This window comes from Arthrobacter sp. 754, from assembly GCF_040548695.1.
Classification (GTDB): domain Bacteria; phylum Actinomycetota; class Actinomycetes; order Actinomycetales; family Micrococcaceae; genus Arthrobacter.
Genome location: NZ_JBEPSC010000002.1, coordinates 798466 through 811478, shown reverse-complemented (window position 1 = coordinate 811478; position 13013 = coordinate 798466). Strand labels below are relative to the sequence as shown.

Annotated in this window: 14 protein-coding genes; 4 read left to right on the top strand and 10 right to left on the bottom strand. The window is 67.0% G+C overall.

The annotated features are described in order from the left end of the window. Positions 1-22 precede the first annotated feature (22 nt). The 3 genes from dapA to ABIA70_RS09145 all read right to left on the bottom strand — a co-directional run bounded on the left by dapA (position 23) and on the right by ABIA70_RS09145 (position 2246). Positions 23-931: a 4-hydroxy-tetrahydrodipicolinate synthase gene (dapA, locus tag ABIA70_RS09155; RefSeq protein ID WP_354147265.1), complete on the bottom strand. Its 909-nt coding sequence runs from the start codon at positions 929-931 to the stop codon at positions 23-25. Between the two features lie 73 nt (positions 932-1004). Then, positions 1005-1751, bottom strand: coding sequence for a carbon-nitrogen hydrolase family protein (locus tag ABIA70_RS09150; RefSeq protein ID WP_354147264.1), 747 nt, complete (start codon positions 1749-1751; stop codon positions 1005-1007). 9 nt (positions 1752-1760) lie between these two features. After that, on the bottom strand, positions 1761-2246 hold the full coding sequence (locus ABIA70_RS09145) for a hypothetical protein (protein WP_354147263.1): 486 nt from the start codon (positions 2244-2246) through the stop codon (positions 1761-1763). 213 nt (positions 2247-2459) lie between these two features. Here ABIA70_RS09145 and ABIA70_RS09140 point away from each other — a divergent pair, with 213 nt between their 5' ends. Further along, entirely contained in the window at positions 2460-3695 is a 1236-nt protein-coding gene (locus ABIA70_RS09140; RefSeq protein WP_354147262.1) for a heparan-alpha-glucosaminide N-acetyltransferase domain-containing protein, read from the top strand. A 31-nt stretch (positions 3696-3726) separates the two neighbouring features. On the opposite strand, the gene ABIA70_RS09135 is transcribed toward ABIA70_RS09140, so the two are convergent. The 7 genes from ABIA70_RS09135 to ABIA70_RS09105 all read right to left on the bottom strand — a co-directional run bounded on the left by ABIA70_RS09135 (position 3727) and on the right by ABIA70_RS09105 (position 9626). Continuing rightward, entirely contained in the window at positions 3727-4206 is a 480-nt protein-coding gene (locus ABIA70_RS09135; protein WP_354147261.1) for a hypothetical protein, read from the bottom strand. Positions 4207-4209: 3 nt separating this feature from the next. Further along, entirely contained in the window at positions 4210-4980 is a 771-nt protein-coding gene (gene dapB, locus ABIA70_RS09130; protein WP_354147260.1) for a 4-hydroxy-tetrahydrodipicolinate reductase, read from the bottom strand. A gap of 121 nt (positions 4981-5101) precedes the next feature. Beyond that, positions 5102-5560 carry a molybdenum cofactor biosynthesis protein MoaE gene (locus tag ABIA70_RS09125; RefSeq protein WP_354147259.1) on the bottom strand — a complete coding sequence of 153 codons (459 nt, stop codon included), beginning with the start codon at positions 5558-5560 and terminating at the stop codon, positions 5102-5104. Further along, a complete protein-coding gene (locus tag ABIA70_RS09120; RefSeq protein ID WP_354147258.1) occupies positions 5550-6095 on the bottom strand; it encodes a MogA/MoaB family molybdenum cofactor biosynthesis protein in 546 nt (181 codons plus the stop codon). Before ABIA70_RS09120 ends, ABIA70_RS09125 begins: the two co-directional genes overlap by 11 nt. After that, a complete protein-coding gene (moaC, locus tag ABIA70_RS09115) occupies positions 6092-6586 on the bottom strand; it encodes a cyclic pyranopterin monophosphate synthase MoaC (protein ID WP_354147257.1) in 495 nt (164 codons plus the stop codon). Before moaC ends, ABIA70_RS09120 begins: the two co-directional genes overlap by 4 nt. Next, the gene (locus ABIA70_RS09110; RefSeq protein WP_354147256.1) at positions 6574-7983 is read right to left on the bottom strand and encodes a molybdopterin molybdotransferase MoeA; all 1410 of its coding nucleotides are present in this window, start codon (positions 7981-7983) and stop codon (positions 6574-6576) included. The genes moaC and ABIA70_RS09110 overlap by 13 nt, the downstream gene beginning before the upstream one ends. 23 nt (positions 7984-8006) lie before the next feature. Then, a complete protein-coding gene (locus ABIA70_RS09105; protein ID WP_502917188.1) occupies positions 8007-9626 on the bottom strand; it encodes a molybdopterin-dependent oxidoreductase in 1620 nt (539 codons plus the stop codon). A gap of 154 nt (positions 9627-9780) precedes the next feature. Between ABIA70_RS09105 and moaA the strand changes: the two genes are divergently transcribed. From moaA to ABIA70_RS09090, 3 genes are all read left to right on the top strand, one after another. Further along, positions 9781-10962: a GTP 3',8-cyclase MoaA gene (moaA, locus tag ABIA70_RS09100; protein WP_354147255.1), complete on the top strand. Its 1182-nt coding sequence runs from the start codon at positions 9781-9783 to the stop codon at positions 10960-10962. Between the two features lie 3 nt (positions 10963-10965). Further along, complete coding sequence (locus tag ABIA70_RS09095) at positions 10966-11232, top strand: MoaD/ThiS family protein (protein ID WP_354147254.1); 267 nt, start codon at positions 10966-10968, stop codon at positions 11230-11232. A 138-nt stretch (positions 11233-11370) separates the two neighbouring features. After that, positions 11371-12990, top strand: coding sequence for an HNH endonuclease signature motif containing protein (locus ABIA70_RS09090; RefSeq protein WP_502917191.1), 1620 nt, complete (start codon positions 11371-11373; stop codon positions 12988-12990). The last annotated feature ends 23 nt before the right edge of the window (positions 12991-13013 follow it).

Here is a 13013-nt window from a genome sequence, read left to right as displayed (position 1 = left end):
GGAAGGGTGCCGGTCTTAGCCCTTAGGAAAAGACCAGCCCCGCTTCCGCCAAGTCCTCGCGGATGGATTCGATCTCGGCTTCGTCCGGCTCCACGAGGGGCAAACGGACAATCGAGTTGGGCAGGACTCCCTGCCATTTAAGAATTTGCTTGGCTGCGACTGCCCCTTGGACGCGGGTCATCGTTGCGCGAACCACCGGGAGCAGCTCGAAGTTGATCTTGCGGGCGGTGCTGAGGTCGTTCGCGTTGACGGCGTCGATCAGCTCGCGGAAGCGGCGGGTGGCAACGTGGGTTGTGACGCCCACCAGTCCGACGGCGCCCAGGGCCATCCACGGGAGGGTCAGGCCGTCGTCGCCGGAGTAGAACAACAGGTCGGTTTCCGCCATGACGCGGCTGGCTGCAGTGAAATCGGCTTTGGCATCCTTGACGGCGACGATGTTCGGGTGCTGCGCGAGGCGGATCATGGTTTCGGGTTCGATGGCGATCGACGAGCGGCCCGGGATGTCATAGAGCATGACGGGAATATCGGCAGCTGACGCCACGGCCTCAAAGTGGGCGCGGACCCCGGCCTGGCTGGGCTTGTTGTAGTAAGGCGTGACCAGCAAAAGGCCGTCGACGCCGAGCGCAGCCGCCTGCTGCGAAAGGTGGATCGAGTGGGCGGTGTCGTTCGTCCCGGTGCCGGCGATGATGGCGGCGCGGCTTCCCACGGCCTCCTTGACGGCACGGAACATGCCGAGGTTTTCCTCATCCGTGAGGGTGGAGGTTTCACCGGTGGTTCCGGTAACAACCAGGCCGTCACAGCCGTCATCCACGAGCTTTACGGCCAACTCCGCAGCCTGCGCGTAATCAACTTTGCCGTCATTGGTGAAGGGCGTGACCATGGCGGTCAGGAGCGTACCAAGGGCAGGAATGTTCGCGGATGTGTGAGGCATGGAAAAAACGTTACCCTGTCCCCCTCCGGTTAGGACAATGGCCGAGGCGTGATCCACGTCAAATAGGGGACCATCAGCGGAATTTCCGCAGGGCGCCGCGCTGCAGGATGGCTGTGACCACTTCGGTGCCGGTCCCGGCTGCTTTTTTGAGCTGGAGGCCATCGGGTCCCCAGAACCCACTCAATCCGGAGGACGGTCCCGATGGTGCGGATCCGGCCAGGTTGGCCAGGATGCCGAACATCCGGTTGTCGGAGGCGAGGGCTTCAAGGTGCAGTGCGAGCCGCCGCCCGTCATCCACCGCATAGACAGCGGTCACAGCACAGACATCCGCTCCGGCCAGCTCAGCCTCTGTGCAGTGGGCAGGAGTTTCGGCATCGGAGCAGACCACCACGGCAATTCTCCAACCGTCCAGTTCCAGGAAGATGGCACCGGAGCCGGCCGTGAAGTGCTCCGCTTCACCGGCATTGAGCCGGGCCTTGAAGCCGGCCTCCGTGGTGCCGTCAGGATGGATGGCCAGGCAGGCCATCCGCGGGGTTCCGTCCGGTTCCCTGTACGCGGCCCCTGCCACTGCCGTGATCCCGGTCCGCCGGCAGATCTCATGGACGGCTTCCAGCCTGGCATCGTCCGGCCGGAGCCAGGAATCTTCCGCCTTCAACAGTGCAAGGTTGTAGCCGGTCAGGGAAAGCCCGGGGAAAAGCACCAGCCGGGCGCCATGGGATTCGGCATCCTCGATGAGCCGGACATGTTCCTGGACGTTCGGAACGATCCCGCCTTCCAGCCACTGGTACTGGATGGCGGAGACAGTCAGGGCTTCAGTCACCCTTTCATCCTAGGGACCGTGCTGCAGATTGACAGGGCGGTCAGTACCGCCGGGCTGCTCGCCGGGCGGTATTCCGTCATGTGGTCCCTGAAGCGGGTCCAAAAGCGGCCCGTGGCTCAGGCTCCCCGGCTGGCAGTACCGTTCCACCGCTGCCTTACGCAGGCCCTCAGCCCAGGCTGCCATTTTCTGGGCGGCCCGGACGTAATGGAACAGTTCAAGGGGGGTCAGGGCTTCCAGGTCGATTTCTGCAAGCCGGCGCGCCAGCTCTGCTCCTGCCGGCTGCGCACTGAGGGTTATGCCCTCTTCCTGCCACTGGACATCCTCAGCGGATCTTCCGGCCACAAGCTGACGGAAGAGGAAATCCACTACTCCCGGACTCATGGCCTTCATCAGGCCACGGGACTCGGCCGTACTGCCGACGCCGGGGGCCTGCCCCACGGCGCTGTGGCCGGCCGGAGAATCCTGAAACTGTGGGGACTGGGAAGGCGTGTGCATGCCACCCATGCTATTCGAACATATATTCGAATACAAGGCTTCTGCTGCCTGCGGGTTCCTGGCGGCATTCCGTCCGGCATCCCTCCCCGGCGGTCCCACGCGGACCGGCACGGGTTCTGGCCGGGGCCGGCCCGGCTTGCTGCCCGGCTTCCTGCTCGGTACGTTGGCGTCACTTGACTGCCGCCCCCAAGGCAGGTGTGAGAACATCGCCTCATGACGTCCCGTGCCACGGCAAGATCCTCCCGGATCCCCCGATCCCAGCAGCCCACGGGCCGCCTCCGCGGCATTGACGCGGCCCGGGGGCTGGCGCTCCTTGGCATGATGGCCACGCACCTGCTCCCTACGTTCGAGGCCAATGCGGACCTCACTCCCACATGGATCGGGCTGACTTTCTCCGGCCGGGCCGCTGCGTTGTTCGCCGTGTTGGCGGGGGTCGGCCTCGCGCTGTCTACGGGCAAGCAGGTGCCCTTCGAAGGGGCTGCCCTGAGTGCTGCCCGCCGCGGCATCGCACTGCGCGCTTTGGTGATCGCCGCCGTCGGCCTCTCCCTGGGCGGACTGGAGGTCAACCTTGCGATCATCCTGGTCCACTACGCCCTGCTGTTTCTCTGCGTCCTGCCCTTCCTGGGGCTGAAGCTGAAGGCGCTGAGCGCCTGGGCCGCCGGCTGGATCGTGGTTTCACCGGTGCTCGCCTACTTGCTGAGGCCTTGGCTGATGGCGGCCGAGCCGCCCCTGAACCTGGGGCACAACCCGTCCTGGGAGGACCTGTCGACGCCTTTTCCGCTGTTGGGTGACCTCTTCCTCACCGGCTACTACCCGGTTTTCCAGTGGCTGGCCTATCTGTTGGTGGGCCTGGCCATCGGCAGGCTTGCCCTCTCCAAGGCGATGATTCCGGTCGTGCTGTTGACAGCCGGCATCGCGGTGGCCGCCTTGGCCAAGGCCCTTGGCACGGCCGCAATGGAAAACTGGGGCGGCCGGGCGGCGCTCGAGGACGTCCTGAATGCACCCGGCTACCCACTCGACAGCGTCCTCCAGGTCAACCTCACCGGGATCCGGCAGGAAGGATCCTGGTGGTGGCTCGCAGCCGCCGCTCCGCACTCCGCCACCACCCTGGACCTGGCCCACACCTCCGGCGTGGCGGCCGCCGTCGTGGGCGCGTGCCTCCTGCTCGGGAGGCTGGCTGAATGGCTGGATCTTGACCTGTTGCTGCCGCTGCGGGGCGCCGGAGCCATGACGCTGACGCTCTACACCGTCCACGTATGGGTGGTGTCGGGGTTCTACCTCAAGCCGCTGCCTGCCGGCTGGACAGAAGATGGAATGTACTTCGCCCACGCCGCCACAGCCATAATCGTGGGCATGGTGTTTGTCCTGCTGAAGTGGCGGGGGCCACTGGAATGGGTTGGCCACGCCGCCAACCAGGTGGCCCGCGGCGAACGGATCGGCCGGCCTTAGCTCGCACGGTCTTTCACGGGCTTCCCGGCAGCTAGGCCGGGACCTTGCCGCGGAACAGCCGGACGGCGTCGCGCATGGAGGCGCGGGCGCGCTTGCGGTCCCCTGCGGCGTCGTAGGCACAGCTGAGCCGGAACCAGGAGCGCCAGTCTCCGGGAGCCGCTTCAGCCTCTGCCTTGTACTTTTCGAACTCCAGGTCCGCAGCAGAACGGACGATGCGGCCGGCCGGCGTGCGCGGGAGCTCATCCACGGGCAGCCCGCCTTCGGCTTCGAGGACCTTCGCCATCTGTTCCGTGCGCGCTCCGAACATCAGTTCGCGGATCAACGCCCAGGCCCCTATGACGGGCAGCACCAGGTACGCGGCGCCGATGGCTTTGGCAGCCGGATTGCTGTCCAGCAACAGAAGGACGGACCGCTGAAAGGACACCACCAGGTAAAAAACCAGGAGGAGCGTCACGGCACCCACCCAGATCTTTGTGCGGTTCTTCCGGAACGCTGTCAGGAAATCGCCCACCGCCTAAATCCCCAAATCCAGATAGCCGTCCAGGCCCACTGTCAGTCCGGGATGGGCAGCGACGTTACGGACGCCGAGCAGCACGCCGGGCATGAAGGAAGCGCGGTCAAAGGAGTCGTGCCGGAATGTCAGCTGCTCCCCCGCACCGCCGAGCAGGACTTCCTGGTGCGCCACAAGGCCGCGCAAGCGGACACTGTGGACCCGGATTCCATCCACTTCGCAGCCCCTGGCACCGGCCCGTCCGCTGGTGGTGGCGTCGGGGCTGGGAGGAACGCCCGCCGCCTGGCGCTCGGCGGCGATGAGCTGGGCAGTGCGGACTGCTGTGCCGGAGGGCGCGTCCACCTTTTCCGGGTGGTGCAGTTCGATGATTTCCACGGATTCGAAATACCTGGACGCTTTGGCGGCGAATGCTGACGCCAGCACCGACCCGAGGGCGAAGTTGGGGGCGATCAGCACACCGGTTTCCGGGTGCTCCGCGAGAAGTGCTTCCAGCCCGGCCAGCCGGGTTGCGTCCCAGCCGGTGGTCCCCACCACCGCATGCATGCCGTGCCCGACGGCGTAGCGGACGTTCGCTTCGGTGCTCTCCGGAACGGTCAGGTCCACCACAACCTGGGCGCCCGAGGCAGCCAGCTGGTCCAGGGAATCGCCCCGGCCCAAGGCGGCTACGAGTTCCAGGTCGGCGGCGGCTTCCACAGCCTTAACGGCTTCGGCGCCCATGCGGCCATTGGCGCCCAGGACGGCCACGCGGCTGCGGGCGGGGTGTTGTTCGGTCATGCGGTTAACCCTACCGTCGGGCCGGACGCCGGACTGAACCGGAGGCTGTGCGTTACCTCGCACGCGGAGCCTCGCAGAACCCTCGCCTGCGGACACCTGCGGGGTGTGGATGGCGCGGGGCTCACTCCCCCGCGCCCACCCACTCAACAGTGCCGTCCGTGAAGAACTGTTCCTTCCAGATGGGAACCTGTTCCTTGATCCTGTCCACCAGTTCGGAACACACCGCGAACGCCTGGCCGCGGTGTGCTGCGGAGACTGCGCAGACCAACGCGGGGTCGCCGATTTCGAGCATGCCGATCCGGTGGGCAGCCCAGATCCGTACCGGCTGCAGCGAGGCATCGCCCGCGTGTTCGGCCACCAGCGCGGCGACGACGTCGGCCATCACCTGGTGAGCTGTGGGGTGCGCACTGTAGCTGAGCCGCTCAACTGCCTTGCCGGCGTCGTGATTCCTGACTACCCCGCTGAAGCTGACCACAGCTCCGGCGGTGTCCGACTCCACCGCGGCGATGGCCTGGTCCACTGAGATGGGTTCCGCGCTCAGGACCGCGTGGACCACTTCGAAGACTGATTCAGTGCCCATGGCCGCCCTCCAGCTGGTCGCAGAGGTGCCCGATCAGGGGATCAAGCACAGAGAGACCGTCCATGACACCCTTGGGCGATCCCGGCAGGTTGATGATGAACGTCTGCCCTGACGTTCCGGCATGGCCGCGGCTCAATGCTGCAAGCGGCGTCTTGGCCGCGCCGGCACGGCGGACAGCCTCCATGATGCCGGGAACCTCACGGTCCAGCAGGGGCAAGGTCACGTCCGGAGTCCGGTCATCGGGGCTGAGTCCCGTCCCGCCGCTGGTGATGACGACGGCGGGACGCTGGGTCAGGAGGGCCCGGATGGCCGCGCCTACCGGTTCCCCGTCCGGGACCACCATGGCGGGGTAAGCCTCGAAGCCGTGCTCGGTCAGCCAGTCGATGATCACCGGGCCGGTCTCGTCCTCATAGATGCCGGCGGCGGCCCGGGTTGATGCGATAACCACCCCGGCCTTCCGGCCCTGCACGTCACCGTGCCGGTGCGGCTCAGGCTCACGCGCCGGCTCGGGCAGGTACGTACTTTCAGTGCTCACAGTGTCCAGTCCCCGCTCTTGCCGCCGCTTTTGGCCAGCACCTTGATGTCCGTCAGCACGGCGTGCTTGTCCACGGCCTTGATCATGTCGTACACGCTGAGGGCAGCCACCGACGCCGCCGTCAGCGCTTCCATTTCCACGCCGGTCACGCCCCGGGTCTTGACTGTTGCCAGGATCGCTACGGAATCAGGACCGAGATCGAAATCCACCGTCACCTTCGACAACGGCAACGGATGGCACAAGGGAATGAGTTCCGGCGTTTTCTTGGCTGCCATGATGCCAGCAACGCGCGCTACCGCAAGGGCATCTCCCTTGGGCAGGCCGCCGGAGCCAAGCAGGCCCAGCACTTCCCGGGTGGTGCGGACGGTGGCGGTGGCGGTGGCTTCGCGGGCGGTCTCGGCTTTCGCCGACACGTCCACCATCTGGGCGCTTCCGTCCTGGCGCAGATGGGTCAGCGCGGGCGGGGTTTGTTCTGGATTCACAGCATCCATACTTCCACCTCGTCACCCTCGGCGAGCGCGGAGACCCCCGCGGGCACATGGACCAGGGCATTGGAACCGGCCAGGGCATGCATCAGGTGCGAGCTTTCGCCCCCCTCAAGACGGACCGTGCCGTCCGCGTGGAGGCTTCCCCGGCGGACCTGGTGCTTATGTTCGGGCGAGGTCAGGCTTTGGCCCAGGCGGGCGCGGACGGAGGGCCGCGGAGCAGGTGAACCGAAAAGGCCCGAAAGGACAGGGCGGAGGAACAGCTCGAACGACACGAGGCAGCTGACCGGGTTGCCGGGGAAGCCAAGGAACGGCACCCCATCGAAGGTGCCGATTCCCTGCGGGCCACCGGGCTGCATGGCTACGTGGAGGAACTCAGCGTCCTGGCCTTCCATGGCTTGGCGCACCACTTCGTAGGCCCCCTTGCTGACCCCGCCGGTGCTGACGATAAGGTCGACGGCACCCGCGTGGCCACGGAGCAGCGCCTGGAGTTCCTCGGGCCGGTCCGACGCGATGGCCGTGCGGATAACTGCCAGTCCGGCCTGCCGCATGGCGCTTTCGAGCAGTGTGCCGTTGGCGTCATAGATCTTGCCGGGCGGCAACGGCTGTCCCGGCTCCACCACTTCGTCGCCGGTGGTGACCAGAAGGACGGTCAATGACCGGTGGACCTTGACGCCGGCTACGCCCAGCGCGGCCAGCAGGCCCAACTGTGCAGGCCCAAGGAAGGCGCCTTCGGAGAGCGCACGCTTCCCCGTGGCAATATCGCTGCCCGCGGACCGGACGAAGGTGCCCGCCGCTGTGGCCGGCAGCCAGACGGTACCCGGCTCTCCGGGGACAGGGAACCGGTCCGGAACGGCACGCTCAATGGGCACGACGGCGTCAGCCCCGGCAGGAATCATGGCTCCGGTCATAATGGGGGCGGCCGTGCCGCGCTGAAGGTCTGCCGGTGTGGCACCCGCCGGAACGGGGTCAACGACACGCAGCTCCGCGCCGCCGTCGGGCGCGCCTGTGGCTCCAGAGCCGACGGCGTCCGGGACGGCGTCCGGGGCGGCACTGTTTGGGTCCGCCCTGTTGGGGTCCGCGTCATTTACATCTGCACTGTTGATGGCAAAGCCATCCATTTGCGAGTTGGCGAAGGGCGGCAGGCTGAGCGGCGCAAATACATCCTGGGCCAGCCCTTTGCCCAAGGCATCGCGAAGGGACAGTGTTTCGGTCCTGCCGGGGGCCGCCAGCAGCGGCGCCAGCAGCTCAGCCACGGCAGCACGGTGCTGGTCCACGGACCTCGCCGAGTGCGCGGCATGACCCCGGTGGCCGTCGCCGTGGGCTGCGCCGCCCTGCCGGACTTCAACCTGCCGGACTTCAACCTGCTGGCCATCACCGTGCCGGTTGGTGCTGCTGTGCATGGGTCTGCCTTCGGTGTCGGCCGTCATGGATTCACATCAACTCTAATCGTGTGGAAGCCGGTGGCTCCGTCCGGTGCCGGCGGCCGGCTCTCCTCGGCCTGCGGCTCGCCGCCGCGGTCTGTGGCGCGGACCTGGACCTCATATTGACCCGGCGTGAGCGGGATGCCCAGCTGCCACTGGTACCAGGTGTCCCGCGAAATCCCGGGGGCGAGGCTGGCTTCCTGCCAGGGGCCCCGGTTGAGGCGAAGCTCCACTTTGCCGATCCCGGTGTGCTGGGCCCAGGCCACGCCGCCGAACATGACCGTCCCGGCGCTGACCCGCCGGCCGTTGCGGGGCACGTCGATCCTGGACGAGGTCTTGATGGGGCCGCGGTCCGACCAGCCGCGGGGTGTCCAGTAGCCGACGTCGTCGGCGAACCTGGTGACCCGGAGTTCTGTCAGCCATTTGGTCGCCGAAACATAGCCGTAGAGTCCGGGCACAATCATCCGCACGGGAAAGCCGTGTTCCAGCGGCAGCGGATCGCCGTTCATGCCCACCGCAAGGAGGGCATCGCGGTCATCAGTCAAGGCTTCCAGCGGGGTGCCGGCAGTCCAGCCGTCTGAACTCCGCGACAACACCATGTCCGCACCGTTCCGCGGGCGGGCGAGGGCCAGCAGCTCACGGACCGGCCAGCCGAGCCAGCGGGCGTTGCCGATCAGGTCGCCGCCGACTTCGTTGGAGACGCAGGCGATGGTCACGTACCGCTCGGTCAGGGGTTTGGCCAGGAGATCGTTCAGGTTCAGTTCGATCTCCTCTTCCACCATCCCGGTGACGCACAGAGTCCAGGTGTCCGGATCGATGGAGGGGACTATCAGGGCAGTGTCTATCCGGTAGAAATCGGGGTTCGGCGTCACTAGCGGCTGCATTCCGTCCAGGCCGACTTCGGCTCCGGCCGGAATAGCCGGCGCTGCTGATACCGCGGCAGGCAGTCTGAGTTTTTCACGGGCCTCACTGATCCCGGTGGATGCTCCCCGCCAAACGGCCGCAACTACCCCGCCGATGGCAGTGGCACCGGCGCCTGCCGTCAGTATCTGGAGGAAGGTGCGCCGGCCGGGCCCTGCCTTGGCTTGCGTAGCGGTCGCGGCCGCGACGCCATCCTCCTGCAGACGGCGGATCAGCATGCCGAGCAGGAACGCGCCGGTCGCGGCTGCCACGAGGGGAACCGGAACGGCCGCGGGAGTCATCTGGGCACGCGTCAGGACCGCGGCGAGCCCCACGATCCCAAATGCGGCAATAATTGCGGCGCCCACGAAGCGCCTGGCCTGTTCAAGGATTCCGGCCAGCGCCCCGACCGCCGCAATAACCAACAGCATCCCGGCCAGGAAGACTGCCTTGTCAGCCGTTCCGAACAACGAGATGGCCCAGTCCTTCACGCCCGGCGGAACAGCATCGATCACCGCACCTCCTACCGCAGTCAGCGGCGACAGGGACGGACTCAACAGCCCCGCCAAGAGCTCGCCCAGAACAACTGCTGCCCCGGCGGACACAACTCCCGACGCCGCGGCCCACCGGCGGCTGCCCCGGGCGCCGGCGTCGGTTCCCGGCCGCCGGGACGGGCGGTCGCCGTCGTCCGCAGTTTCCTGTAAAGGCTGGGGCGTGTTCACCTCTCCAGCATAGGTTCGCCGGGACGCTGCGGCACGGGCAGGACAGCCGTTGAAGCGCATTTCTCCAGGACTTCGGCAGGCATCTCACAAGGGCACCGGGCGCCCGGCGACGCGGACGTGATGCCGCGGGGCCAACTTGGCGTAGCCTGAATTCATGAGTGTTCAGCTAGGCATGCCGCAACCCCGGGAAGGTTCAGGTGCCGGCGTGCCTCCGGCACGGCCGGCCGGCGCAGCGCCGGGGCTGCTGGACCGCTATGGCCGACGGGCAACCGACATGCGGCTGTCCCTGACGGACAAATGCAACCTGCGCTGTACTTACTGCATGCCGGCCGAGGGACTGGAGTGGCTGGCCAAGCAGGCCGTGATGTCCGCCGAAGAGATCGTCCGCATTGTCGGCATCGGCGTTGACTCACTCGGCGTGCGCGAACTCCGTCTCACTGGCGGAGAGCCGCTGGTCCGGGCCGACCTCGTGGACATCATCAGCGCCCTTCGCAGCAATCATCCGGACCTGCCGATTTCCATGACCACCAACGGTGTGGGCCTGGATAAAAAGGCAGCCGCCCTCAAGGCCGCGGGCCTGACCCGGATCAACGTATCGCTGGATTCACTGCACGAAGAGACCTTCACCCAGCTGACCCGCCGGCCTTTCCTGGACCGCGTCCTGGCCGGTGTGGACGCCGCCTGGGCCGCCGGATTGGGCCCCGTCAAGCTCAATGCAGTGCTGATGCGTGGAATCAATGACGCCGAGTCACCATCGCTGCTCGCGTGGGCGCTGGACCGCGGCTACGAGCTTCGCTTCATCGAGCAGATGCCCTTGGACGCTGACCACGGCTGGACCCGCCGGAACATGATCACGGCCGCGGAAATCCGCGAACTGCTCTCCCGCGACTATGTGCTCAGTCCCGATCCGCGCGCCCGCGACGGCGCCCCCGCCGAACGCTTCGAAGTACGACGCCGGGTGGCCGGGTCCGTTGGCCCATACGAGCAGGTGGCTGCCGTTGGTCCGACAGAGCAGGCGGCCGCTGGTCCGGTTTCTGAGGCTGAAGGACCCGTGCTGGGTACCGTCGGGATCATCGCCTCGGTCACGGAACCGTTCTGCGCCGACTGCCGGCGGACGCGGATCACGGCGGAGGGCAAGATCATGAGCTGCCTTTTCTCCCGTGAAGAGTTTGATCTGTTGGGCCTCCTGCGCGACGGTGCCAGCGACGAGGCCCTGGCCGAACGCTGGCAGGATGCGATGTGGGTCAAACCTAAGGCACACGGCATGGACCATACAGGTCTCGGCGCCGCGGACTTCGTCCAGCCGGACCGCAGCATGAGCGCCATCGGAGGCTGATTCTTGGACGTACGTTACTTCGCTGCCGCACGCGCCGCCGCAGGAGTTGAAGAAGAGCGCTTCGAACTCCCCACCGGAGCGACCGTTGCTGACTTGCTGCGCGCTGTGCTCGCTGTGGACCGCGCGGACCCTCCCCTGGGCGCTCCTCCTTTGCAGCGCATCCTGTCCCGCAGCAGTTTCCTGCTCAACGAGGTGGCGGTCCGCGACCACACAACTGTGTTAAAACCGGGCGACGTGGTTGACGTGCTGCCGCCTTTCGCCGGGGGCTAGTCACAGGTCTTGCACGCTGCGGGGTACCCCCGGAGATTCACCCCCTTTCAGCTTTCGGGGGCTGCCAGGTTATCCACATAGGCCTTTGTCCACGCCGTTTTTGTCGGTGCCTCGCAGGATGATGGAGGTATGGAAAGCATGACGGCGGACGAGGTGTTGGAGCGCATCATGCCCTCCGCCGCTGCCCCCGGCATAGCCCCCGTTACAGCGCTTGGCTCCGCGCCTGCTCATGCCTCTGCCAGTCTCGATGGCGGCGCTGGTGACGGCTGCGCGCGGGGTAACGAGCCTGATGAATCAGATCCCATGGGTGAGTCGGATCCCATGCGCCGGCGGAAGGACCTTTGCTTGGACCGGCTCGCCGGCATTGCACGGCTCGAGGCCCGGACCGCGGCTGAGAAGGTCCGGATCCTGGCGGAATTACTCGTGGTGTCCACGGCGTTGGAAGCACCGGCGCAGTCGCCGCAGGAGGCCACGGCCCAGGAAATGGCGTTGATCGCGGAGGTCGCGTGTGCCCTGACGGTCGGCGAACGGACCGCCTCCACTCTGCTGACCGAATCCCTTGAACTCACCACCGCCCTGCCGTTAACCTTGGCCGCTCTGCAGGCAGGGGCAATTTCGTGGCAGCACGCCCGGGTCATGGTCGATGAGACCACCAACCTCGACGCTTCCGCTGCGAAGGCTCTGGAGGCGCACTTCCTGGACCCCGGGGCGGAGAACCCCAACCGGGGCTGCCCGGCCGGGGAACTCGTCCCGTCCCGGTTCCGGCATAAGGCCCGGATCTGGCGGGAACGCCACCACCCGGTCAGCATCGAAGAACGCCACACCAGAAGTGTTGCGGACCGGCGGCTGGAATACCGGCCGGACCGGGACGGGATGGCCTGGCTCTCGGCGTACCTGCCCGCGGACCAGGCCGCGGGGATCTGGAACCGCACCACCGCCGACGCCCGCGCCTTGCAGGGCCCGGACGAGGACCGGACCATGACCCAGAGGCGTGCCGACATCGCCGCGACCCTGCTCCTCTGTGGGGACGCGGACACACTGCTCTCAGGCGGCGATGGTGACAACCTCACCGGCGGCTCCGGCGGCGCGGGTGAAATGGCCAGCCAGACGGGTGGGGGTGGAGCCGGGCGGGTGCCTTCACCCAGGGCGCTGGTCCTGGTCACCGTGCCCATCATGTCGCTGCTCGGCGCCACGGATGAACCGGCGATGCTGGATGGGTTCGGGCCGATCCCTGTCACCATGGCACGCCGGCTCATCGCAGACGGCGCCACCTCCTTCCACCGGGTCCTGATCGACCCCAGGGACGGTGCACCGCTGGAGATCGGACGGACCAGCTACCCGGTCACCAAAGCCCAACGCCAATGGCTGCGCATGCGGGACGGGAAATGCCCGTTCCCCGGCTGTCACAACCAATCCCTGGACAACGAAGCAGACCACCTCCTCGCCTGGGCACACGGCGGCACCACCGGCATCACCAACCTCGCCCAGCCCTGCCCCAAACACCACAAGCTCCGGCACACCGGCGGCTGGACACCCGGCCCGGCCACCCACCACGAACCACCGGGCTGGATCTCACCCACCGGCAGACGCTACGCCAGCGAACAACCCGACTGGGAACCACCACATTGGCCGGAAGACCTGCTGGAAGACCTGCAGGTTCCCGTGCCGGAAGACTGGCGGGCGCTGACCACTGTTGGCTGGGATCCCCCAGGATGCGACGAGCCTCTTGACGACCTCTCGGAGCATGGTTTGACGTAGCAGCGGGACGGCCGCTCGGAGTT

Coding starts and splice junctions, on each gene's coding strand:
- dapB (WP_354147260.1), bottom strand. CDS start 4,980: ATGACCGAACAACACCCCGCCCGCAGCCGCGTGGCCGTCCTGGGCGCC.
- ABIA70_RS09145 (WP_354147263.1), bottom strand. CDS start 2,246: ATGCACACGCCTTCCCAGTCCCCACAGTTTCAGGATTCTCCGGCCGGC.
- dapA (WP_354147265.1), bottom strand. CDS start 931: ATGCCTCACACATCCGCGAACATTCCTGCCCTTGGTACGCTCCTGACC.
- moaC (WP_354147257.1), bottom strand. CDS start 6,586: ATGGATGCTGTGAATCCAGAACAAACCCCGCCCGCGCTGACCCATCTG.
- ABIA70_RS09125 (WP_354147259.1), bottom strand. CDS start 5,560: ATGGGCACTGAATCAGTCTTCGAAGTGGTCCACGCGGTCCTGAGCGCG.
- ABIA70_RS09110 (WP_354147256.1), bottom strand. CDS start 7,983: ATGCACAGCAGCACCAACCGGCACGGTGATGGCCAGCAGGTTGAAGTC.
- ABIA70_RS09090 (WP_502917191.1), top strand. CDS start 11,371: ATGACGGCGGACGAGGTGTTGGAGCGCATCATGCCCTCCGCCGCTGCC.
- moaA (WP_354147255.1), top strand. CDS start 9,781: ATGAGTGTTCAGCTAGGCATGCCGCAACCCCGGGAAGGTTCAGGTGCC.
- ABIA70_RS09140 (WP_354147262.1), top strand. CDS start 2,460: ATGACGTCCCGTGCCACGGCAAGATCCTCCCGGATCCCCCGATCCCAG.